Below are 21,896 nucleotides of genomic sequence, written 5' to 3'. Positions count from 1 at the left end.
GGTCATTCCTGGGTCCCCAACCGGCGCCGCCCGGCCAGGTCCCCATCCGCACCCTCTTCGTGGACGCCCGCCATCTGACACCGGGGAAGGTGCATCAGCTGACGGACAGTGGTTGCGGGTGGAGACCTCGCCGAACGACATCACCGACGGATCGACCGTGGTTCTTTTACAGAATCCCTGGCAGCACCTCCTCGGACAGTTCGGCGAACGCCTGCTCCTGTGCACTGAGATAGCTGTCCCAAGCCTGTGCGTCCCAGATCTCCAGCCGGGTGTTGGCCCCGATGACGACGCAGTCACGTTCCAGGCCCGCGTACGTGCGGAGACTCTGTGGAATGGTGATGCGTCCCTGCTTGTCTGGTTTCTCGTCGGACGCGCTGGCGAAGAAGACGCGGCTGTAGTCACGCACCGCCTTGGCGGTGACCGGGGCGGTGCTGAGAGCCTCGGTAATGCGCTGGAACTCCTCCACGGGAAAGACGTAGAGGCATCGCTCCTGGCCTTTGGTGATCACAAGACCCTCCGCCAGCTCCTCACGGTACTTCAGCCGGCAGGAACAGCCGTCCCTTGTCGTCCAGACGCGGTTGATGGGTGCCGAGGAACACCGGCCCCACCTCCCGTGCCTCGTGAAGCGCTCAGCGCTGGTGCACCGTGCCCTCCACTGCGCACCACCATACTCCACTTCTCCCCACCGTCAACTGATTCGAACCGTCTTCATCATTGGTTTCCCTTGCGTTACCGCAGGTCAGAGGCATGGCTCGGGGTGGAGCGGGGTGCGGCGGCGGTCCCCGCCATGGGCGTGTCGAGGCTTTGAAACCGCCTTCAAATAGGCCCCTCAGGGGAGGGGCGAAGCGTGGAGTGGAGGAAAGTGGAGCGCTCGGTGGAGGGCGGCGCCGGGGCCTTCCCGCGGTCCTTCGAGTGCGCTGTGTCACGGGATTCGCACGACCATGCCACAAGAACCGGAACATGACCGGTGTTCCCTGAATATCCACAAATGTCGCTACGGAACCCGCAGCGTCGTAGGGTCGTACAGAACAATGGAAAAGGAATGGCATGGCTCCCGCAAAGGCACCGTACCGGGACAGCCGTCGCACTTCTCATGGAGGCCTGGTGGCAGTTACCCATGACGTCCCTCCCCAGCTCGACGAGCTGGTCACCACCGCCCACCGGATCCGGCAGGCCATCGAATCGGTGATCGAGGGCAAGAGCGACGCCGTCCGCCTCACCCTTACCGTCCTGCTTTCCGAAGGCCACCTCCTGATTGAGGACGTGCCGGGCGTCGGCAAGACGATGCTCGCCAAGGCGCTGGCCCGCTCCATCGACTGTCCCGTGCGCCGTGTGCAGTTCACCCCCGACCTGCTGCCCAGTGACATCACCGGGGTGAGCGCGTACAACCAGCAGACGCGGGAGTTCGAGTTCAAGCCCGGTCCCGTGTTCGCCAACATCGTCGTCGGCGACGAGATCAACAGGGCCTCGCCCAAGACGCAGTCCGCGCTCCTGGAATGCATGGAAGAGGGCCAGGTGACGGTGGACGGGCGAACGTACCAGCTCGAGTCGCCGTTCATGGTGATCGCCACCCAGAACCCCGTCGAGATGGAGGGCACCTACCCCCTTCCCGAGGCCCAGCGCGACCGCTTCACCGCCCGCGTGGCGATGGGCTACCCCGAGCCGACCGCCGAGCTGGAGATGCTCGACGTGCACGGCGGCACCTCGCCGCTCGACAAGCTGGAGCCGGTCGCGACCACCGCCGAGGTGCGCGCCCTCATCGAGGCCGTACGCGGCGTCTACGTCTCCCAGGCCATCAAGAAGTACGCCATCGACCTCGTCGTGGCCACCCGCCACTCCCCCGACCTGCGGCTCGGCGCCTCACCGAGGTCCACGCTGCAGCTCGTGCGCGCCGCCAGGGCGCACGCGGCGCTGTCCGGCCGCGACTACGTCATCCCCGACGACCTGCAGGACCTCGCCATCCCCGTGCTCGCGCACCGCCTGCTGCCCAGCATCGAGGCCCAGGGCCAGCGCCGCCTGCCGGAGCACGTCGTGGCCGACCTGGTCAGGCGGGTGCCGGTGCCGGAGACGCGGGGCACCTGATGACGGGCATCCAGGACCTGCGCCCGCGGGGCAGGGCGCGGTGAGGGCCGGGCTGCGGGCACTGACCTCCCGTGGCAGGTCGTTCCTGGCGTCGGGGATCGCGGCGCTGCTCATGGCGCTGCTGCTGGGCGAGAACGACCTGTTCAGAATCGGTGTCCTGATCACGGCGCTGCCGCTGCTCGCCGCGATGGTGGTGGCGCGGACCCGCTACCGGCTGAGCTGCGCCCGCCGGCTCGACCCGGCACGCACCGAGGTGGGCGGCGAGGCCACCGTGACCCTGCGGCTGGAGAACGTCACCCGCCTGCCCACCGGCCTGCTGCTCATCGAGGACACGGTGCCGTACGCGCTGGGCGTCCGCCCCCGGTTCGTGCTGGACCGGGTCGAGGCCAGGGGCGTGCGGGAGATCGACTACCGGGTGCGCTCCGACCTGCGCGGGCGCTACACGATCGGGCCGCTGTCGATCCGCATCGCCGACCCGTTCGGACTGGTGGAGCTGACCCGCTCGTTCACGATCAGCGACACGCTCGTGGTGACGCCGCAGGTGGTGGCGCTGCCCCACGTACGGCTGTCGGGCGAGTGGGCGGGCGGCGGCGAGAGCCGTACGCGGAGTGTGGCGGCGGCCGGCGACGACGACGTGGCCCCGCGCGAATACCGGCAGGGCGACGACCTGCGCCGGGTGCACTGGCGCTCGACCGCCCGCCATGGCGAGCTGATGGTGCGGCGCGAGGAACAGCAGTGGCAGAGCCGCGGCGCGCTGCTGCTCGACACCCGCAGGCACGCGCACCGCGGCGAGGGCCCGCGCTCGTCGTTCGAGGTGGCCGTCTCGGCGGCGGCCTCGATCGGCGTGCACCTCTCCCGCGAGGGCCTCGGCCTGCGGCTGGTCACCGACCAGGGCGCCGAGCACCTGACCGACCAGGGCAGCCAGTCGCTGCTCGACACGCTCGCCGTCATCAGGCACAGCCCGGCGCGCTCCCTGGAGATGGGCGTGTCCGCGCTGCGCCAGGGCGGCGGCGACGGGCTGATCGTGGCCGTGCTGGGCGCGATGGAGCCGGAGGAGGCCAGGGAGCTGGCCAGGCTGCGGCACAGCAGCATCACCGGGGTGGCGGTGCTGCTGGACGTGAGCTCCTGGGAGGGCGGTGACCGCACCGCCGCGGAGAACCACCTGGCCGTGCAGACGATCCTGGCCGGGTACGGCTGGCGCATCGTCAACCTGCCCGCCGGCGTCTCCATCGCCTCGGTCTGGCCGGACGCCGCCAACCGCGGCAGATACGTGCTCGATCCCACGGGAGGGGCGGCATGAGACTGACGATCGCCTCGGGGGCGGCCTCCTTCGCCGCCGCCTTCCTGCTCTACCCCCTCTTCTCGGGCGGTTCGTGGTTTTGGACCTCGCTCGGCGCGGTACTCTCCGTGGTCGCGGCGGGCCTGCTGAGCAGCCGGCTGTCGCTGCCCGCGTGGGCGGCGCCGCTGGTGGGGCTGGCGGCCGCGTGGATCTTCCTGACCGTCTCGTTCGCGTCCGGCAAGGCGTGGGCGCTGGTGGTGCCCACCAAGGACTCGGTGGCGGAGCTGATCAGGCTGCTCGGCGTCGGATGGGCCGACATCCAGCGGTTCGCGGCGCCCGTACCGGACACCGAGGGCATCACGCTGCTGACGGCGGGCGGCGTGGCGCTCATCGCGATCGCCGTGGACCTGCTCGCCGCGCGGCTGCGCCGGGCGGCGCTGGCCGGGCTGCCGCTGCTGGCGCTCGCCACGGTGCCGGCGACGATCCTCGCCGACCCGATCAGCTGGCCCGCGTTCATCATCGCCTCGCTCGGCTTCATCGGGCTGCTCATCTCCGACGGGCGCGAGCGGATCGGCCACTGGGGGCGTGCGGTGCTGGTACGCCGTACGCGCGCGGTCAATCTCTCCCAGGAGAGGACGCCGCGCGACACCGCCGACACCAGCGGGCTGCGGCTGTCGGGCAAGCGCATCGGGTTCGCGGCGATCCTGCTGGCCGTGCTGCTGCCGGCGGCGCTGCCCACGATGGAGCCGGTGTCGTTCTTCACCTTCGGCGTGGGCGGCAGGGGCTCGGGGCCCGGCAATTCGATCAGCATCCCCAACCCCATCGCCAACCTCAAGGGCCAGCTCCAGCTGCCGCAGCGGCGCGTGGTGCTGACCTACTCCAACAGCGACAACAGGCCGCGCTACCTGCGGATCTACGCTCTGGACACGTTCGACGGGCAGCAGTTCGGCATGACCCAGCCGAAGGGCGCGCCGCAGAACAGGACCGAGAACGGCCCGCTGCCCGACCCTCCGGGGCTCGGCCCGCGGCCGAAGATCAGGGACGTCCGGACGAACATCCGGATCAGCGACGAGATCGCGAAGCTCCAGTTCCTGCCGCTGCCGTATCCGCCCCGGCAGATCGACATCGACGGCGACTGGCGGGCCGACGTGGACACGCTCATGGTCTTCTCCACCCGCGAGGAGGCCGCGGGCGCCGAGTACGAGGTCCGCACCACCGAGCCGGAGCCCACCGCCGACCTGCTGGACGCGACCGACAGCCTGCCGTCCGAGGCGGACGACCGCTTCCTCGCCCTGCCGGAGAACCTGCCGCCCGGCATCAGGGAGCTCGCCGACGAGGTGACCGCCGAGGCGCGCACCCGGTACGAGGCCGCGGTGATGCTGCAGAAGTTCTTCACCACCGACGGCGGCTTCATCTACAGCCTGGAGACGCAGGGGCACAGCAACTCGGCGCTCGCCGACTTCCTGCTGCGCTCCCGGGCCGGCTACTGCGAGCAGTTCGCCGCCTCGATGGCGGTGCTGGCCCGGCTGGTCGGCATCCCGTCGCGGGTGGCGATCGGCTACACCGGCGGCACCAAGGTCGGCGACCACTGGGAGGTCGGCACCAACGACTCCCACTCCTGGCCCGAGCTGTACTTCGAAGGCGTGGGCTGGCTGCCGTTCGAGCCGACGCCTGCCTGCGCCGCCGGGCAGGGCAGCGCCCGGGTGCCCGAGTACTCCCAGCCCAGGCCCGAGCCGTCGACCGGCTCCACCAGCGAGCCGTCGACCGGCACCACCAGCTCCGAGGCCGACGAGCCGCAGAACCCGCAGGCCCGGCGCAACACCCGCGAGCTGGACCGCGAGGGCACGGTCGCGACCGGCACGACGCCGCCGGACGACTCGATGCCGCTGGCCGCCAAGATCGGCATCGGGGCGGGCGCGCTGCTGCTCGTCCTGCTGATCCCGGCCGGTCTGCGGCTGATCTCCCGTAACCGCCGGGTACGCCGCCTCACCTGGAAGGTCTCCCAGCCGTCCGACGAGCTGACCGCCAGGATGGTCACCCGCCGCGGCCAGGCGACCGTCGCCGCCGTATGGGCCGAGCTCGACGACGTCCTGTACGACTACGGCATGGCCCGCTTGCCGAGCGAGACGCCGCGCGCGCTGGCCCGGCGGCTGACCGAGCAGTACGAGTTCGACGCCGAGTCCGCGGCGGCCATGGCGGCCATCGCGCAGAGCGTCGAGCGGGTGCTGTTCGCCCGCGATCCAGGCCGGATCGCTCCCATGGGCAAGGAGCTGCGCCGGGTACGCCTGGCGCTGGCGGCCACCGTCTCGCGCGGGCGGCGGGTGCGCGCCGTGCTGCTGCCGCCGTCCACGCTGCGGCGGATGCGGCAGGTGGGCGAGCGGCTGCTCGACGGGTTCGACCTGCTGGAGACCATCCGCCTGCGCCGCACTTCGGCCCAGCGAGGCGCCTGACCCACGGAAGGCGACCGCCCAGCCCTCTGCTTTCACGGGCTGGGCGGTCGCGCCGCGTCTGGGAGTGTTGTGCCGGCCGGCCCGGCCCGAAACGACGCTCGCGGGAGGAAGCCGACGACGGCGGTGAAGAGCGCGCGGCCGTCTGGACGAGGTGGCCGCCGACCGACCGCAGCCGACGATGGCGGGTGTCGCGGCTCAACGAGAGCGACGCCTACGGACTCCTGCCGGCGACGGGGTGCGAGGCTCGACGTTGCCTGAACGGAGCGGCGGCCGGAAGACGATGGCCGGGATGGTGCTGGGAGGACGCGAGAGAACCGGGCACGGGATCCGGCACCCGGTGAAGCCTGGACGGGGCACGGACAAGCTGCCGGTACCGGCTGACGGTGGGCGTGCCAGCGGCCGTCCCCTACCGGGGGCGGCCGCGACGCTTGCCCGGATGGGTCAGCGTTCGTCGTGACGACGGCGCCAGCGCTCTTCCATGCGCTCCATGAAGGTGCCTCGGTTGCCCCGGCGGGCCTGCTTGCCCGGAGGGGTGGCCGTGCCGGCACCGGGGCCGTCGCCGAATCCATTCATCTTTTTCCAGCTGGACAGGCCCCACAGACACGCGGCGAGCATGACCACGAAACCGCCGACGCCGAGCGGGATCAGGGCGGTGCCGCTGATGACCACGCCGACCATCATGATGACGACGCCGAGCGCAAAGCCGATGGAGGCTTTGACCAGGCGACGCTTGTAATGGCTGCGCGGGTCGCTGATCCTTACGGTGTTGGCCCACTTCGGGTCCTCGGCGTAGAGGGCCTGCTCGATCTGGTCGAGCAAGCGCTGCTCGTGCTCAGAGAGCGGCACGGCGCCTCCCAAGGACGGCCCCAGGACGGGGAAGACGGCAACGGACGACACGGGGTGTCCGAACCTCGCGGTCGGTTATCCCCAGAATACGAGGCTGTAGACGTAGGCGAAAGCAAACGTCCAACGCAGACCAAACCGGAGGCGACGTCATAGCTCTATTGTGGCTCATCTCGCCCCCCTTCCCCCCAAATCCTGACACGGACGCCCCCAGCAAGTCCTGACATCGAACGTCATGTCTCTATTTCATCAAGCTTGCCACGTACCAGCGACGCCGGGAGCACCGCGTCGGGACCGAATCTCTGGATGGCCCGGTCCATGGCCTGCTCCGCCTCGCGCCACCCGGTCTCCTTCTCTCCGATGCTGAGCTGGCGGGTGGCCTCGCCGGCCGGTCGCAGGTTCTCCATCCGGACCCCCACCAGGCGCAGCCGCACCCGCTGAAGCCCGGCCGCCTCGAACAGCTCGCAGGCGGTGGCGTAAATCACCTGCGCCACGTCGGTCGGCTCGCGCAGCGTACGCGACCGGCTGATCGTGGTGAAATCGGCTCGGCGTAGCTTCACACTTACTGTCCTTCCCACGTGACCGGCCTTACGCATGCGAGCTGCGACCCGCTCCGACAGGCGCAGCAGCTCGCGCTTGATCACGTCGGGATCGTCGACGTCGGTGGCGAACGTCTCCTCGTTTCCGATGCTCTTGTCGGGCACGTGCGCGGTCACCGGGCGTTCGTCGCGCCCCCAGGCCAGGGCCGCCAGATGACCGCCCACCGCCTGCCCCAGCTCACGCTGGAGGGTGGCGGGCGGAACCTTGGCGAGGTCGCCGACCGTACGGATGCCCAGGCGCACCAGCGCCTGCTCGGTGCGCTCGCCGACGCCCCACAGCGCCGAGACCGGCAGCGGATGGAGGAAGTCGACCACCTCGTCGGCGGGCACCACCAGCAGGCCGTCGGGCTTGCACTGCTTGGAAGCGAGTTTTGCGATGAATTTGCTGCTCGCCACGCCCACGGAACACGTGATGCCGTAGCGTTCGAACACCTGCTCCCTGATCATGGCGGCGACCGTCGCGGGCGGGCCGAGCCGCCGCCTGGCACCGCCCACGTCGAGGAACGCCTCGTCGGAGGCGATGGGCTCCACCAGCGGGGTGATGGCGTGGAAGATCTCCATGACGCCCTTGGAGACCTCGGCGTACTTACCGTGGCTCGGCGGGATGATCGTGGCCTGGGGGCAGAGCCGGCGCGCCCGGCTCATCGGCATCGCCGAGTGCACGCCGAACGCCCTCGCCTCGTACGTGGCGCTGAGCACGACGCCGCGCCCGGCGGGCGAGCCCACGATCACCGGACGCCCCTTCAGCTCGGGTCGCTCGAGCAGCTCGACGCTGGCGTAGAAGGCGTCCATGTCGACATGGAGGATCGGGCAGCCGCTGTCATCGGCCCCGGTGCGCGGAGCGGGGCCGATGCCGGTGATCTGCTTGCGAGACACGCAGCCGATTCTATCCGAACAGACGTTCTATACCGAGGGGAGCGGCCATCGTTTCCCTTCTCTTTCCTCCGGCTCAGGCCCGGTGCGCGAGCACGTGGAGCTGCGTGGCGATGTCGCGGAGCACGGGATGGGTCGAGGCGGCCTGTTCGAGCGCGACCAGCGACTCCGCCGCGCCGGGCTCGCCGTCGATCAGCCGGCTCGGCACCAGGTCGGCGAAGACCCGCACGCCGTGGATGGAGCCCACCGTGAATCCGGCCGCCTCCAGCAGCTCGGCCAGCGTATCCGCGGAGAAGCGGCGCGGTGTCGGGTCGCGGTCGCCCCACGTGCCGACCGGATCGGCCAGCACCGCCCTGGCCTCCTCGAACTGCCCGGCCAGCGCCCGGTGGATGGCGCTCGCGACCGGGTTGGCGGCCAGCACGCTGACCGTGCCGCCCTTGCGCAGCAGCCCCGCGACCGCGGTCAGCGCGCTGGTCGGGTCTTCCACGTACTCCAGCACGCTGTGGCACAGCACCAGGTCGGCCGACTCGTGGCTGAGCAGGTCGCTCAGGTCGGCCGCGTCGCCCTGGATGCCGCGCACGCCCACGCCGCGCTCCTTGGCCCGGCGCTCCAGCGCGGCCAGCGAGTCGGGGCTCGGGTCGACGACGGTGACGGAGTGACCCAGCTCGGCCAGCGGCACGGCGAACCCGCCGGTGCCGCCGCCGGCGTCGACGATGTCGAGCGACTCCCGCCCGGTGGCCGCCGTGCGCTCGGCCAGCATGGACCGCAACGCCTCCCAGACGACGGCGGTGCGCACCGCCGGGGTCCTCGTGGTGACGCCTTCTGCCCGCAACCTCGGCTCGCCTCCCTCTCCGCCGCGACCGGCGCCCCTGCGGCGGCTCCCGGACGCCCCGGGCATCCGCCGCTCAACGCGCGGTTCCGCGAACGCGCGTCCTGCGAAACGTGCACTTCGCGGACGGCTTTCTACGTGGACGCGCCCCAGCCTACGCCGTACGCGGCAGCGCCCGCTCCACACCAGGAAGACCCATTACCGCCGGCCCCGGCCGCCCCACCCGTCGCCAGGCCGCATCCCTGGCGGCCGTCACACGAGGCCGTCCGGCTCGCCGCTCCCACGCCGGTACGGAAGCGCAAGGCGACGACGCGCGGGATGGTGCGCGCCGCCTGCCCAGGAGTCCCCCGCCTCGGCTCGGGAACGGCCGTCAGCGGCGCCTGGTGGGAACGCCCTGCACGGTGGCTCTGGGATGCTGGGGATGCGCATCGGCGCGCAGCACCCGGGCGATCTGCGCCGTCCCCAGCTCTCGGATGCCGCGCGTAGCCTCTCGTGGGAGCCCGGCACGGTTGCGCGTGGAAAGCGCCTGCGCAGGCGCGCGTGGCACGGGCCCATCGCGGGCGCCACGGGCCCCGCGCGGCCTCTCACCCCTCGTGCCGGTGCGGTGCGCGGACTCGCGGGGACGCAGTCGCACGACACGTTCCGGTCCCCGCGCGGCCTCTCACCCCTCGTGCCGGTGCGCAGCGGCGTGCCGGCGCTCGCCACCAGCGTGCCGAGGCTCGTCATCCGGGCACCCGAAGGAGCCTCGCACGGGACCTGCCCGGCGATGCCGAAGTCGGTCAGCACCACCCGGCCCTCCCGGTCCGGGGAGGCGTCAGCCAGAGGGCGGGCCCAGGGTGGCCGCGAGGCGTTTAGGGGCGCGTAGGCGCCAGGCCTCCGCCAGGAGCTCGCCCATCTCGTCCGCGTCCACCGCCCCCATCCGGACCAGGACGCTCGCGTGGCCGTCGTAGTGGGGCGTGGTGGTGAACGTGGCGGGATCGGCGGTCAGGAGCTCGCGTTTGTGCTCCTCCGACGGAACCGGGAGCACCAGCAGGTCGCCCTCCTCGCGCAGCCGGGCGAACCACTTGCCGCGTACGGAGAAGGCGGGCGTGCCGTACATGGTCCGCTCGGCCACCTCGGGCAGCGCCAGGGCCAGCCGCCGTACGTCCTCTTCCGTCACCATGCCGGTCACCCTAGCCACCGCCACCGACAAGAAACCGGCGGCCGGCCGGGCGGAATCACCGCGAAGCAGGGCCGGCGCGGAGAAGGGCGCGTCGCGGCTGGTGACGCGCCCCTCCTCCGTACGGAAACCGGCGTGCTCGAAACGTACCTCGAACGCGCCCCTCCGGTCCCCCGAAACGGGGTGCCTAAAGGGTGTCTAAAGGGTGAGGCTTGGCTTGAGTTGCTTGAACCGCGCCAGCAGCCCGTTGACGAACTGCGGCGATTCGTCGGTGGACAGCTCCCCCGCCAGGTGCACCCATTCGCTGATGACCACGCCCTCGGGTACGTCGGGCATCCACAGCAGCTCGTACGTGCCGCCGCGCAGCAGATTACGGTCGACGGCGGGCATCCGGTCGAGTGTCCAGCCCTCGGCGTACGTCGTGATCAGTTCGTCGATGCGCGCATGGTGCCGGGCGACCCCCTCGACGATGGCCGAGGTGTACTCGTTGACCGGTGGTTCTTTCCGTTCCACGCGCTCGGCGAGGATCTTCAGCGGATCCTCGCCGCGCAGCTCGGCCTCGAAGAGGATGTCGAGCGCTCTCCTGCGTGCTTTGCCGCGTGCCGACACCTCAGGCCCGGCCGAGGTACTCGCCGCTACGGGTGTCTACCTTGACCTTTTCGCCGGTGGTGATGAAGAGCGGCACCTTGATCTCGGCGCCGGTCTCCAGCGTGGCCGGCTTGGTGCCGCCGGTGGAGCGGTCGCCCTGCAGACCAGGCTCGGTGTTGGCGATGGTCAGCTCGACGGCGGCCGGCAGCTCGACGTAGAGCGCGGAGCCCTCGTTGAACGCGACCGTGGCCAGAGTGTTCTCCAGCATGTAGTTGGCGGCGGTGCCGACGGTGGCGGCCGGCACGTTGACCATGTCGTAGGTCTCGGTGTCCATGAACACGAACTCGTCGCCGTCCTTGTACGAGAACTGCATCTCGCGCTTGTCGACGTTGGCCACCTCGACCTTCACCCCGGCGTTGAAGGTCTTGTCGACGACTTTGCCGGAGAGGACGTTCTTGAGCTTCGTGCGCACGAACGCGCCGCCCTTGCCCGGCTTGACGTGCTGGAACTCGACAACGCTCCAGAGCTCACCGCCCTCGAGCTTCAGCACCATGCCGTTCTTGAGGTCGTTGGTCGTCGCCACTCGTTCTTCTCCCGCGTGTGGCCGCTCTAAAGGACGAGCAGCTCCTTGGTCGTCTTGGTGAAGAGTTCCGGCCCGCCCTCACGTGTCACGAGGGTGTCCTCGATGCGAACCCCGCCCCGGCCTGGGAGATAGACCCCTGGCTCGACGGTGATCGGAACTCGATCCTCTAGTTTACCGGTCCGCGAAGGGCCCAGGAACGGCTCCTCGTGGATCTCCAGGCCGACGCCGTGGCCGAGACCGTGCCTGAAGTGCTCGCCGTGGCCCGCGCGTTCGACGACGGACCGCGCGGCGGCGTCCACCTCCCGGGCTCCCGCGCCGGGGGCCAGGGCGTGGCGCCCGGCCCGCTGGGCGTCGGCCACCAAATCGTACAGCTCGCGCTGCCAGCCGGCGGGCGGGCCCAGGCTGACGGTACGCGTCATGTCGGCGTGATAGCCGTGGTAGCGGGCCCCGAAGTCCATCGTGACCAGGTCCCCGGCGCGCAGCTCCCGGTCGGTGGGGCTGTGGTGCGGGATCGCGCCGTTCTCCCCCGCCGCCACGATCGTGTCGAACGCGGGCTTGTCGGCGCCCAGCTCGGCCATCCGCCGCTCCAGCAGGCGGGCCAGCTCGCGCTCGGTCATGCCGGGGACGATCCTGGGCGTGACGTCGGCGAACGCCTGATCGGTGATCGCGCAGGCGGTGCGGATGAGGTCGAGCTCCTGCTCGTCCTTGACCGCGCGCAGGCGTTCCACGGCCTGTTCGAGCGGTACGAGGCCCTCGCCCAGCCGCAGGTACGTGGCCACGCTCATGGCCGCCGCCTCGATGCCCACCTTGTCACCTGGGCCGTCACCGGGGCCGGACGCGAGCAGCGCGGCCGCGACGTCGCCGGCCTCCACGACGGGCAGGTCCAGCTCGCGGGCCGCGCCGATGTAGCGGTTGTCGGTGGCCAGCCTCGCCGTGCCGTCGGCGTTCACCAGGACGGCGGCGTTGGAGCTGGCCAGGCCGGTCAGGTAGCGGACGTTGACGGGCGAGGTGACCAGCAGGGCGCGGACCCCGTGGCCGGGCAGCGACTCGGCCAGCCGCGCCCGCCGCGCCGCGTAGTCGAAGGTCATCCCGCCAATCTACGCGCTCCGGACAGAACGCGGGCACCGCCCGATGCCGCCCACGCCGGCGACCGTCCCGCGCGGATGCCTCCCGCGCCGGCCGGCGTCCCGCGCGCCTGCGCCGCCGCACGACCGCATCACCTCCGCCGCCCCGCGACCGCATCGCCCCCGCCGCCCCGCGACCGCATCGCCCCCGCCGCCCCGCGACCGCATCGCCCCCGCCGCCGTGCGACCGCATCGCCCTCCGACGTCCCGCGACCGTGTCGCCCTTGCCGCCGGCAGCCACCCGTGCCGCCGCGATGTCCTCGCGCGAAGCGGTCAGCGCAGGCGCACGCTCCGGTCTCCTCGCGCGAAGCGGTCAGCGCAGGCGCACGCTCCAGTCGCGCATGAAGTCGGATGCCGGGCCAGACTGCTCCATGCGGCCCTTCTCCTGGGCCCGCAGCAGGTCGCGGTAGACGCCCGCGACGTGGTTGAGCGTGGAGTCCAGGTGGCCCTCGCCGAGCTTCCTCGCGGCCTTCCTGAGCTTCTCGCGGGCCTTGCCGGCGACGTGCGGGTCGATCCCACCCATCGCCTCCTGCGCCATCAGCGCCTGGTCGAACCGCTGCAACCAGGTCTCGTACCCACCGGCCGGGACCGACCTGCCGAGGGTCGCCTTGGGCGTGGCGATCTCCCGCAGGGCGGTCATGTCCTCTTCGTCGATCGTGGTCACGACCTCCGGCGTGGAGTCGGCGGTGGGGGTGACGGGCGGCTCGGTGGGCTCCGTCTGCGTCGTGAGGGAAGGGCTCGGGGTCGGCGTGGCCTCGGCGAGCGGCTGCTCCTCACGCTGCCCCGCGATCATGACCATGGCCACGGTCACGGCCGCGATGACCGCGACGGCGATGCCGAGCTGCAGCACCAGCTTGCGGTTGACCGATCCCGACGGCGCTTCGGGCTCGAAATCGGCCGCCTGGTAGACGGCGGTGTCACCGGCCCGCGGCGGCGGCACGGGGTAGACCTCGGTGGCGCCGCCCGGCCCCTGCCCTGGCCCCTGCGAGAACCCGGCCCCGCGCAACGACGCCCCGGTCTGCGGCACAGCACCCCCAGGCACGGCGCCCCCAGGCACGGCGCCCCCAGGCACGGCGCCTCCAGGAACGGCGTTCCCGGGTGCGCCCACTCCCCCAGCAGCCCCGGCCCCACCGGCCCCTGCGGCCCCTGCGGCCCCTGGGGCGCCGAACGCGCCCGTCTGGTTCGGCGCGGCGGGCTTGGGTCGGGCGATCGCGGCCAGCGTACGCCTGATGTACTCGCCGCTGGCAGGCCGCTTGGCCGGGTCCTCGTCGAGCATGGCGAGCACCAGGCGGTCGAGCTCGGGCGGCACCTCGGCCCTGAGGGTGCTGGGCGGCGCGGCCTGGCCCCTGGGCGCGCCGTCCTCGAAGGGAGGACGGCCGCACAGCAGCTCGTAGCAGACGCAGCCGAGCGCGTAGATGTCGCCCGGCGCCTCGGCGGGCTGCCCGGGAACGCGCTCGGGCGCGGCGTAACGGCCGCTCCCGCGTACGGGCTCACGCCCGTCCATCCCGAACCCGACGACCTTGAGCACGCCGCTGGCGGCCATCCTGAAGGCGTCGGGGTCGACCTGCCCGTGCACGACGCCGGCCCGGTGCGCGGCGTCGAGCCCGGCGGCGGCCTGCCCGATGAGGTCGCACACCTCGACGATGCTCAGGCCGCCGCGCGCCGCCAGTTCCTCGCCCAGGCTGAGCCCGGTCAGGTGCTCCATGACGAGGAACGGCGCCCCGTCGTGCTCGCCGACGTCTAGGACCATGGCCACGTTGGGGTGGATGACCTTGGCGACGGCCTGGGCGTGCTGCCTGAGCACCTCACGGGTGGCGGCGCCCGCCGCTCTCGCGCCGAGCACCTTGACGGCCACGACCCAGTCGGCCCGCGTGTCGTACCCTCGCCACACTTCGCCCATCGGCCCGCTGCCGATGCGTTCGTCGAGCCGGTAGCGGCCGGCGATCAAGGAGGGTTCGCGCTCCGCGTCGGACATATCCCCGCCAAATACTCGGATTCCGGAATTTTCAGGAGTTCCGACTTACCTTAGGCCCCCACGGCCCCGGCCGCTTCGCGTACACGCGGCCGGACGGCGTACGGGCGGCGGAAACGTACGGGCACAAAAACAGGGGGCGGGTGTGCCCCGCCCCCTTCGCGAAGAACCTCAGGCCGTCGCCGGCTCCGCCACGCGGGCCGCGCGCGGCTGGTCGAGCGGCTGCGGCGGCGCGTCGAACACGGCCGTGTCGAGGCGGCCCTCCGACCGCGCCACCAGCACCGGGACGACCATCTGGCCGGTCACGTTGGTGGCGGTGCGGATCATGTCGAGGATCGGGTCGATGGCCAGCAGCAGGCCGACGCCCTCAAGCGGAAGCCCCAGCGTGCTGAGCGTGAGCGTCAGCATGACGGTCGCGCCGGTCAGGCCCGCCGTGGCGGCCGAGCCGACCACGGAGACGAACGCGATGAGCAGGTAGTCGCCCACCCCGAGCGGGATGCCGAACACCTGGGCCACGAAGATCGCGGCGAGCGCCGGGTAGACGGAGGCGCAGCCGTCCATCTTGGTGGTCGCGCCGAACGGCACGGCGAACGAGGCGTAGTCGGCGTCCACGCCGTTGCGCTCGACGGAGACCCGCTGCGTCAGCGGCAGCGTGCCGACCGAGGAGCGGGAGACGAACGCCAGCTCGATCGCCGGCCAGGCGTTGCGGTAGAAGCGCAGGGGGTTGACCTTGCCCCAGACGGCCAGCAGCGTCGGGTAGACGGCCAGCAGCACCAGGAAGCAGCCGGCGTAGACGCCGGCACTGAACTTGGCCAGCGGCGCGAGCAGGTCCCATCCGTACGTGGCGACGGCCTTGCCGATCAGGCCCGCGGTGCCGATGGGGGCCAGGCGGATGACCCACCACAGCGCCTTCTGCACCAGCTCAAGGACGGAACGCGCGAGGTTGAGGAACGGCTCTGCCTTCTCGCCGACGGCCAGGGCGGCCGCGCCGAGCACGACGCCCAGGAAGACGATCTGGAGGACCTCCACGTCGGTGAAGGCGGTGACGATGTTCGTGGGCAGGATGCCGGTGACGAAGTCGAGCCAGGTGCCGGTGTGCTCGGGCGCCTTGGCCGAGCCGGTGTCGAGCGTGACGCCCTGGCCCGGGTTGATGATCAGACCGAGCCCGATGGCCAGCGCCACCGAGATCGCCGCGGTGATCAGGAACCAGACCAGCGTCTTGGTGGCGAGCCTGGCGGCGCCGTTGACGTTGCGCAGGTTCGCGACGCTGACCAGCACGGCGGTGAAGACCAGCGGCGGTACGGCGAGCTTCAGGAGCTGGACGAAGATCGAGCCGACCTTGGTGAGCGTCTCGGCGAGCCAGGTGACGTCCCAGATCTTGGCGACGAAGCCCAGGGCTATGCCGACGACGAGACCGAGCAGCAGTTGGAGTGAGAAGGAGAATCTCTTCACGGGGGGATGCCTTCGCGTTGCGGGCATGCTTGTGGCATGCCGGGAGTGAGGATGTTGTTCGACAGTTGACGGGAAGGGGCGTCAGCTACAGAGCGATGCGTGCAGCCGGCACAGATCGATGTGCAGCCGCTCGATGAGCCACACGATCACCACGGAAAACCTCACAGCCCGGCACAACCAACGGAGAATGCCGGAAATTCCCCCACCTAGTGTGATCTACGCAACAATTTCCTTGATCTGCTCGATGAGGCGGACCCGCTCCTCGTGCGTGGACGCGATGGGCGCCACGTTGAGCGTCGTCACGCCCGACTCCTTCAGCGCCTGGACGCGGTCGCGCACGAAGCCCTCGCTGCCGATCAGCGAGGTCTTCTCCAGCAGCTCGGCCGGCACCAGTGCGGCGGCCTCGTCCTTCTTGCCCTCCAGGTAGAGGTCCTGGATCTGCTCGGCCTCCTTCTCGTAGCCGTAGCGCCTGGCCAGGTCGTTGTAGAAGTTGCGGCCCTTGGCGCCCATGCCGCCGATGTAGAGGGCGGCCATCGGGCGGCCGAACTCGCGCAGCCCGGCCACGTCGTCGCCGATCGCCAGCGTGGCGTGCGCGACGACGTCGAGCTCGCCCAGCTCGGGGTCGCGCTCGGCCTTGCCCGCGGCCAGCGCGGCGCCCCAGACGTCGGCGGCCTTCTCGGGCATGTAGAAGATCGGCTCCCAGCCCTCGGCCAGCTCGGCGGCCAGCTGGACGTTCTTGGGGCCGATGGCGGCCACCATGATGGGGATGCGGGACCGTACGGGGTGATTGATGATCTTCAGGGGCTTGCCCAGGCCGGTGCCCTGGCCGGGCGGGAGCGGCACGGTGTAGTGGCGGCCCTCGTACTGGACGCGCTCGCGCTTCCAGACCTGGCGGCAGATCTCGATGACCTCCCGCGTACGCCCGAGCGGCGCGGTGTACGGCACCCCGTGGAAGCCCTCGATCACCTGCGGCCCCGACGCGCCGAGGCCCAGCGTGAACCGCCCGTCGGAGACGTAGTCGAGCCCGGCGGCCGTCATGGCGAGCAGCGTCGGCGTGCGCGAGTAGATCGGCAGGATGCCCGAGGCGATCTGCAGCCGCTCGGTCTTGGCCGCGATGTAGCCCATCTGGCTGACGGCGTCGAACGAGTAGGCCTCGGCCACGAAGACGATGTCCAGCCCGGCCTTCTCGTAGTCGGCCAGCTCGGCCACCGACTCCTTGAAGCCGCCCGCGTAGTTGAGTGCCATACCGATGCGCATTCAGGACTCCCACCGACCGAATGATGTTCTGTTGAGTCGGCACCATGGTATCGCGACGGTGCCTCTCGCAGGAGCCGCTAGCCTGGTTCGGGTGCTGAAGCGGGTCGTCATCGTCGTCTCCGTCGCGGTTTCCGCGACTTTGGCGGGTCACCGGCTGATCCCCGCGCTCGGAGGGTTCACGCCGATCCTGGAGAGCCTGCTGCCGTGGACGGGCCTGGCGGTGCCGCTGCTGCTTACGGCCGCCGCGCTGGCACGCTCCACCGGCGCCGTGCTGGCCGCGCTGCTGCCCGGGGCGGTCTGGGCCGCGATGTTCGGCTCCACCCTGCTGCAGACGCCTCCCGGCGGCCCCAGCGATCTGGCCGTCGGCACCGTCAACGTGGGGGTGCGCAACAACGCCTCCGGCGAGGCCGTACGCACCATCGCCAAGGACCTCGACCTGCTGGCCGCGCAGGAGCTGACCCGCGGCGGCCCGGCGGCCAAGCAGCTCAACAAGATGTTCAAGTACCACTACCCGGTCAGCACGGTCGGGCTGTGGAGCCGCTACCCGCTGAGCGAGACCAAGCCGCTCGACGTCGGCATGGGCTGGCCGCGCGCCCTGCGCGCCGTCGTCACCACGCCCAAGGGCAAGGTCACCGTGTACGTCATGCACCTCGCATCGGCCAGGCCGGGCCACACCACCTCGCGCGACGCCTCGCTGGCCAAGGCGCGCGAGCTGATCGACGCCGACCCGAGCAAGCGCATCATCCTGCTCGGCGACCTCAACACCGCCACCACCGACCGCGGCATGCGGGGCCTCACGCCGCCGCTGATCAACGCGCAGAGCGAGGCGGGCGACGGGTTCGGGTTCACCTGGCCGGCGAGCTTCCCGGTGACCAGGCCCGACCACATCCTCTATCGCGGCATGACGGCCACCAAGGCAGGCGTGGCGCCGGCCACCGGCAGCGACCACCGGGCCGCGATCGCCTGGCTGCGCTTCTGACGACCGCTCCTCTCGAGCTTCCGTCCCGCGCCTCTCAAGCACACCGGCCGCGCCCGTCAAGCGCGGGGCAGCAGCCGGTCGAGGTCGGCGGGGGTGTCGATGTCGGCGGGGTCGCCGTGCTCGTCGCACGGCACCTCGGTGACCAGCTCGGGATGCGCCTTCAAGTACGGCCGCGCCCCCACATCGCCGACGGCCAGCTCCGCCACCCCGGCGAAGTGCGCACGGCCGATGAGCACCGGGTTGCGGCGCCGCCCGCCGTACGTGGCGACCGCCAGCTCCGCCCCCGAGCCGATCAGCGCGCGCACCGCGCCCGGCCCGATCAGCGGCTGGTCCACCAGCGCGACCACCACCGCCTCCGCCTGCTCGGGCAGGGCGGCCAGCCCGGCGCGCAGCGACGAGCCCATGCCAGAAGACCAGTCGGGGTTGCGCACGGTCACCGCGCCGCGCACCTGCACCGTGGCCGCGCCCAGCACGACGACGACGGGATGGCAGCCGCCCTCGGCCAGCAGCCGCACGCCCCGATCCACCAGCCGCTCGCCGGCGTACTCGACCAGCGCCTTGGGCCGCCCCAGCCGCGCGCCCTCGCCCGCGGCCAGCAGCAGCCCGGCCACTCTCGCGTCCTTCACGGCGTCTCGTGCCGCATGTCGTGGTGGATGCGGCCGCCGGTGGTGGACAGCGGGCGGCCTGAGCCGCCCCAGCGCATCTGGATCAGCTCGGCGGCGATGGACACGGCGGTCTCCTCCGGGGTGCGCGCGCCGAGGTCGAGCCCGATGGGCGAGCGCAGCCTGGCCAGCTCGTCCTCGGTGAGCCCCGACTCGCGCAGCCGCGCCAAGCGGTCCTCGTGGGTGCGGCGCGAGCCCATGGCGCCGACGTACCCGGCGTCGGTGCGCAGCGCCACCTCCAGCAGCGGCACGTCGAACTTGGGGTCGTGGGTCAGCACGCAGATCACCGTGCGCTCGTCGACCTCCACCGACGACAGGTAGTCGTGCGGCCACTTGACGACGACCTCGTCGGCGTCGGGGAAGCGCTTGGAGGTGGCGAAGACCGGCCGCGCGTCGCACACCGTGACGTGGTAGCCGAGGAACTTGCCGATCCTGGCCACGGCGGCGGCGAAGTCGATGGCGCCGAACACCAGCATCCGCGGCGTCGGCGCGAACGACTGCACGAACACCGCGAGGTCGTCGAGCCGCCGCTCCCCCTGCCCGCCGTAGCGGCGCAGACCGGTCAGCCCTTGGGCGAGCATGCCGCGGGCGTCGTCGTCCACGGCCGCGTCGAGCCGTTCGAGGCCGAGGCTGCCGCTCGCGCGGTCGGGCCAGATGACCCGGCGGGCGCCCACTTTGCCGGGGCCGGAGACGATGGTGGCCACCGCGACCGGGCGGCGCTCCTCCACCGCCGCGGCGATCTCGCCCAGCTCGGGGAAGGTCTCCCGCGAGACCGGCTCGACGAGGATGTCGATGATGCCGCCGCAGGTCAGCCCGACGGAGAACGCGTCGTCGTCGCTGACGCCGTACCGCTGCAGCACCGGCTCCTCGGCCTCGGAGGCCAGCTCGAAGACCGCGCCCTCCACGCAGCCGCCGGAGACGCTGCCGACCACCTCGTCACCGCGCACCGCCATGGCCGCGCCCGGCGGTCTGGGGGCGCTGCTCCAGGTGCCCACCACGGTGGCCAGCCCGAACTTCTCCCCGGACCGCCACCACTTCATGATCTCCGGCAGCACGTCACGCATGCGCGAGCCTTTCGCTGAGTCGCTCGAACGCGGCCAGGCTGTGCCCGGCCACCAGGTCGTCGAGATGGGGCAGGGCGGCCCGCATGCCGCCGGTGAGCGGCTGGTAGTCGTCGTAACCCTTGTGCGGGTTGACCCAGATCACCCGGTACGCCTGCCGGGCGAGCCGCCCCATCTGGGTGCCCAGCAGCTCGGGATCGCCGCGCTCCCACCCGTCAGAGGCGATCACCGCGATCGCACCCCTGGCGCTGTAACGGCCGAGGAACTCCTTCAGCTCCTCGCCGAGCCTGGTGCCGCCGCTCCAGTCGGGGATGGCCTTGGACACCTCGGCGAGCGCCGTGCCGGGGTCGCGGTGTCGCAGCTCGGCGGTGATCGGGGTGAGCCGGGTGCCGACCGAGAAGACCCGCGTGGCCCTGGGCTCGCTCCTGACCAGCGCGTGGGCGAAGCGCAGCAGCGTCTCGGCGTACGGGGCCATGGAGCCGCTGACGTCCACGAACAGCACGACGGGGCGCGGCCTGGTGGTGTGCCTGCGGCGGCGCAGCCTGGCCACGTCGCCTTTCCTGAGCGCGTCGCGGATGGTGCGGCGCTGGTCGAGCCTGCCCTGGTGGGCGGGCTCGAACCGGCGGGAGCGGCGCCTGGCCCGGCCGCACCTGAGCATGGCGAGCATGCGGTGCACCTCGGCGCGTTCGGCCTCGGTCAGCCTGGCGACGTCGCGGTGCCGCAGCACCTCGATCCTGCTCGCCCCGGCCGGTGCCGGGGTCTCGTCGTCCCCTTCACCTTCGCCCTCGTCGCCGCCGTCGCGCTCGGCCAGGTGGCGGGTGACGGTCGTGATCGCCGTACGGGCCGGCGTCGCCCTGTGCCCGCCGAAGTACGCGGCGAAGCAGCGGTCGTAGCGGGGCAGGTCGTCGGGCCCCGCGCAGAGCGTCAGCCGCCCGGCCCAGTAGACGGCGGCCGCGTCGGTCACGTCGAGGTGGTCGAGTGCCCTGAGCAGGTTCTGGGTGCGTTCGTGGTCGGCCGCGACGCCCGCGGCGCGCAGCGTCCGCGCGAACCCCGTCATGAGGGCGGCGGGCTCACGCACGGCCGGACCGCCCGTTCGCCTTCAGTGCCTGGTCGAGCAGGCCGTTGCCGAGCACGGCCGCGACGTCCTCCCGGTACTTCAGCGCCGCGCCGAGCGTGGCGGCGGCCCGCCCGGGGTCGAGCTCTTCGGCGCCCAGCGTCAGCAGCGCCTCCGTCCAGTCGAGCGTCTCGGCCACGCCCGGCGGTTTGACCAGGTCGGCCTGGCGCAGGCCAGGCCGCCGCGGCGACCTGCTCGGCCAGCTTCTCGGTGCAGGAGGGCAGGCGGCGGCGCAGGATGGCGACCTCGCGCTCGAAGCTCGGGTGTTCGAGCCAGTGGTAGAGGCAGCGCCGCTTGAGCGCGTCGTGCACCTCGCGGGTGCGGTTGGAGGTCACCACGACCACCGGCGGCGTCCCGGCCTTCACCGTGCCCAGCTCGGGGATGGAGATCGTGAAGTCGGAGAGCACCTCGAGCAGGAACGCCTCGAACTCGTCGTCGGCGCGGTCGATCTCGTCGACCAGCAGCACGCTCGGCTGCGTCTCGATGGCCTTCAGCAGCGGCCTGGCGATGAGGAAGCGCCGGTCGTAGATCTCGCCCTCCAGCCTGCCGACGTCGGTGATCCCGGCGGCCTCCGCGGCCTTGAGGTGGAGCAGCTGGCGGGCGAAGTCCCAGTCGTAGAGCGCCTGTGCGGCGTCCAGGCCCTCGTAGCACTGCAGCCTGATCAGCGGCGCGTCCAGCAGGGCGGCCAGCGTCTTGGCCAGCTCGGTCTTGCCGACCCCCGCCTCGCCTTCGAGGAACAGCGGCCGCCCCATGCGCAGGGCCAGGAAGGCGGCCGTGGCCAGCCCCTCGTCGGCCAGGTAGGCGTGCCGGTCGAGAAGCTCGATCAGCTCGTCCGGCGACTTGATGTCCGTCGCCCTGATTGTCCGCCGCAGCACGCCTTCAGGCTACGTCGCGACCGCGCCGCAGGCGATGCCCTGCCGCCTGCGGCGCGTCTCAGCGCTCCTCGCGGCGCGTCCGGACCGGCGGCCCTCAACGGCGTCCGGGCCGCTG

18 protein-coding genes and 1 pseudogene are annotated in these 21,896 nt (G+C 71.7%); 4 read left to right on the top strand and 15 right to left on the bottom strand.

The window, feature by feature from the left end; genetic code table 11:
* Window positions 1-166 precede the first annotated feature (166 nt).
* Window positions 167-599, bottom strand: a pseudogene (gene mraZ / locus ACFMQL_RS27805) (division/cell wall cluster transcriptional repressor MraZ).
* A gap of 448 nt (window positions 600-1,047) precedes the next feature.
* Between mraZ and ACFMQL_RS27800 the strand changes: the two are divergent.
* From ACFMQL_RS27800 to ACFMQL_RS27790, 3 genes are read left to right on the top strand one after another with little or no spacing between them, the layout of a single operon-like run.
* Window positions 1,048-2,082 (top strand): AAA family ATPase, encoded by a 1,035-nt coding sequence (locus tag ACFMQL_RS27800; protein ID WP_378787773.1) that lies wholly within the window; start codon window positions 1,048-1,050, stop codon window positions 2,080-2,082.
* Window positions 2,083-2,122: 40 nt separating this feature from the next.
* Window positions 2,123-3,382: a DUF58 domain-containing protein gene (locus ACFMQL_RS27795; protein ID WP_364054858.1), complete on the top strand. Its 1,260-nt coding sequence runs from the start codon at window positions 2,123-2,125 to the stop codon at window positions 3,380-3,382.
* Entirely contained in the window at window positions 3,379-5,811 is a 2,433-nt protein-coding gene (locus tag ACFMQL_RS27790) for a transglutaminaseTgpA domain-containing protein (protein ID WP_378787771.1), read from the top strand. Before ACFMQL_RS27795 ends, ACFMQL_RS27790 begins: the two co-directional genes overlap by 4 nt.
* A 441-nt stretch (window positions 5,812-6,252) precedes the next feature.
* Here the strand turns inward: ACFMQL_RS27790 and ACFMQL_RS27785 are convergent, their stop codons facing one another.
* The 10 genes from ACFMQL_RS27785 to ACFMQL_RS27740 form a co-directional block, all read right to left on the bottom strand.
* Complete coding sequence (locus ACFMQL_RS27785) at window positions 6,253-6,657, bottom strand: DUF3040 domain-containing protein (RefSeq protein WP_364054864.1); 405 nt, start codon at window positions 6,655-6,657, stop codon at window positions 6,253-6,255.
* Window positions 6,658-6,887: 230 nt separating this feature from the next.
* A complete protein-coding gene (locus ACFMQL_RS27780; RefSeq protein ID WP_364054867.1) occupies window positions 6,888-8,129 on the bottom strand; it encodes a DNA polymerase IV in 1,242 nt (413 codons plus the stop codon).
* Between the two features lie 73 nt (window positions 8,130-8,202).
* Window positions 8,203-8,922, bottom strand: a complete 720-nt coding sequence (locus tag ACFMQL_RS27775) for a methyltransferase domain-containing protein (protein ID WP_364054870.1) — start codon at window positions 8,920-8,922, stop codon at window positions 8,203-8,205.
* Window positions 8,923-9,769: 847 nt separating this feature from the next.
* Entirely contained in the window at window positions 9,770-10,117 is a 348-nt protein-coding gene (locus ACFMQL_RS27770; protein WP_364054873.1) for an MmcQ/YjbR family DNA-binding protein, read from the bottom strand.
* Window positions 10,118-10,312: 195 nt separating this feature from the next.
* On the bottom strand, window positions 10,313-10,723 hold the full coding sequence (gene nusB / locus ACFMQL_RS27765; protein ID WP_364054876.1) for a transcription antitermination factor NusB: 411 nt from the start codon (window positions 10,721-10,723) through the stop codon (window positions 10,313-10,315).
* A gap of 1 nt (window position 10,724) precedes the next feature.
* A complete protein-coding gene (efp, locus tag ACFMQL_RS27760) occupies window positions 10,725-11,285 on the bottom strand; it encodes an elongation factor P (protein ID WP_364054879.1) in 561 nt (186 codons plus the stop codon).
* A gap of 26 nt (window positions 11,286-11,311) precedes the next feature.
* Window positions 11,312-12,373: an aminopeptidase P family protein gene (locus ACFMQL_RS27755; RefSeq protein WP_364054882.1), complete on the bottom strand. Its 1,062-nt coding sequence runs from the start codon at window positions 12,371-12,373 to the stop codon at window positions 11,312-11,314.
* Window positions 12,374-12,722: 349 nt separating this feature from the next.
* The gene (locus ACFMQL_RS27750) at window positions 12,723-14,384 is read right to left on the bottom strand and encodes a serine/threonine-protein kinase (protein WP_378787768.1); all 1,662 of its coding nucleotides are present in this window, start codon (window positions 14,382-14,384) and stop codon (window positions 12,723-12,725) included.
* Between the two features lie 168 nt (window positions 14,385-14,552).
* Entirely contained in the window at window positions 14,553-15,833 is a 1,281-nt protein-coding gene (locus ACFMQL_RS27745) for a dicarboxylate/amino acid:cation symporter (RefSeq protein WP_364054886.1), read from the bottom strand.
* Window positions 15,834-16,049: 216 nt separating this feature from the next.
* The gene (locus ACFMQL_RS27740; protein WP_364054888.1) at window positions 16,050-17,090 is read right to left on the bottom strand and encodes an LLM class F420-dependent oxidoreductase; all 1,041 of its coding nucleotides are present in this window, start codon (window positions 17,088-17,090) and stop codon (window positions 16,050-16,052) included.
* A 91-nt stretch (window positions 17,091-17,181) separates the two neighbouring features.
* Between ACFMQL_RS27740 and ACFMQL_RS27735 the strand changes: the two genes are divergently transcribed.
* On the top strand, window positions 17,182-18,069 hold the full coding sequence (locus ACFMQL_RS27735) for an endonuclease/exonuclease/phosphatase family protein (protein WP_378787765.1): 888 nt from the start codon (window positions 17,182-17,184) through the stop codon (window positions 18,067-18,069).
* Between the two features lie 56 nt (window positions 18,070-18,125).
* Here the strand turns inward: ACFMQL_RS27735 and ACFMQL_RS27730 are convergent, their stop codons facing one another.
* Genes ACFMQL_RS27730 through ACFMQL_RS27715 form a run of 4 tightly spaced genes read right to left on the bottom strand, consistent with a single transcriptional unit; the run spans window position 18,126 to window position 21,781 of the window.
* Entirely contained in the window at window positions 18,126-18,695 is a 570-nt protein-coding gene (locus ACFMQL_RS27730; protein WP_378787763.1) for an NTP transferase domain-containing protein, read from the bottom strand.
* Window positions 18,692-19,795 (bottom strand): XdhC family protein, encoded by a 1,104-nt coding sequence (locus tag ACFMQL_RS27725; RefSeq protein WP_378787761.1) that lies wholly within the window; start codon window positions 19,793-19,795, stop codon window positions 18,692-18,694. Before ACFMQL_RS27725 ends, ACFMQL_RS27730 begins: the two co-directional genes overlap by 4 nt.
* Window positions 19,788-20,870: a VWA domain-containing protein gene (locus tag ACFMQL_RS27720; RefSeq protein WP_364054897.1), complete on the bottom strand. Its 1,083-nt coding sequence runs from the start codon at window positions 20,868-20,870 to the stop codon at window positions 19,788-19,790. Before ACFMQL_RS27720 ends, ACFMQL_RS27725 begins: the two co-directional genes overlap by 8 nt.
* Window positions 20,846-21,781: an AAA family ATPase gene (locus tag ACFMQL_RS27715; RefSeq protein ID WP_378787758.1), complete on the bottom strand. Its 936-nt coding sequence runs from the start codon at window positions 21,779-21,781 to the stop codon at window positions 20,846-20,848. Before ACFMQL_RS27715 ends, ACFMQL_RS27720 begins: the two co-directional genes overlap by 25 nt.
* Window positions 21,782-21,896: the final 115 nt, after the last annotated feature.

The sequence above is a fragment of the Nonomuraea fastidiosa genome (assembly GCF_042751225.1).
In the GTDB taxonomy this organism is placed as follows: Bacteria; Actinomycetota; Actinomycetes; order Streptosporangiales; family Streptosporangiaceae; genus Nonomuraea; species Nonomuraea fastidiosa.
The sequence above is the reverse complement of the archived record's forward strand: the minus strand, read 5'-3'. Positions and strand labels throughout refer to the sequence as shown.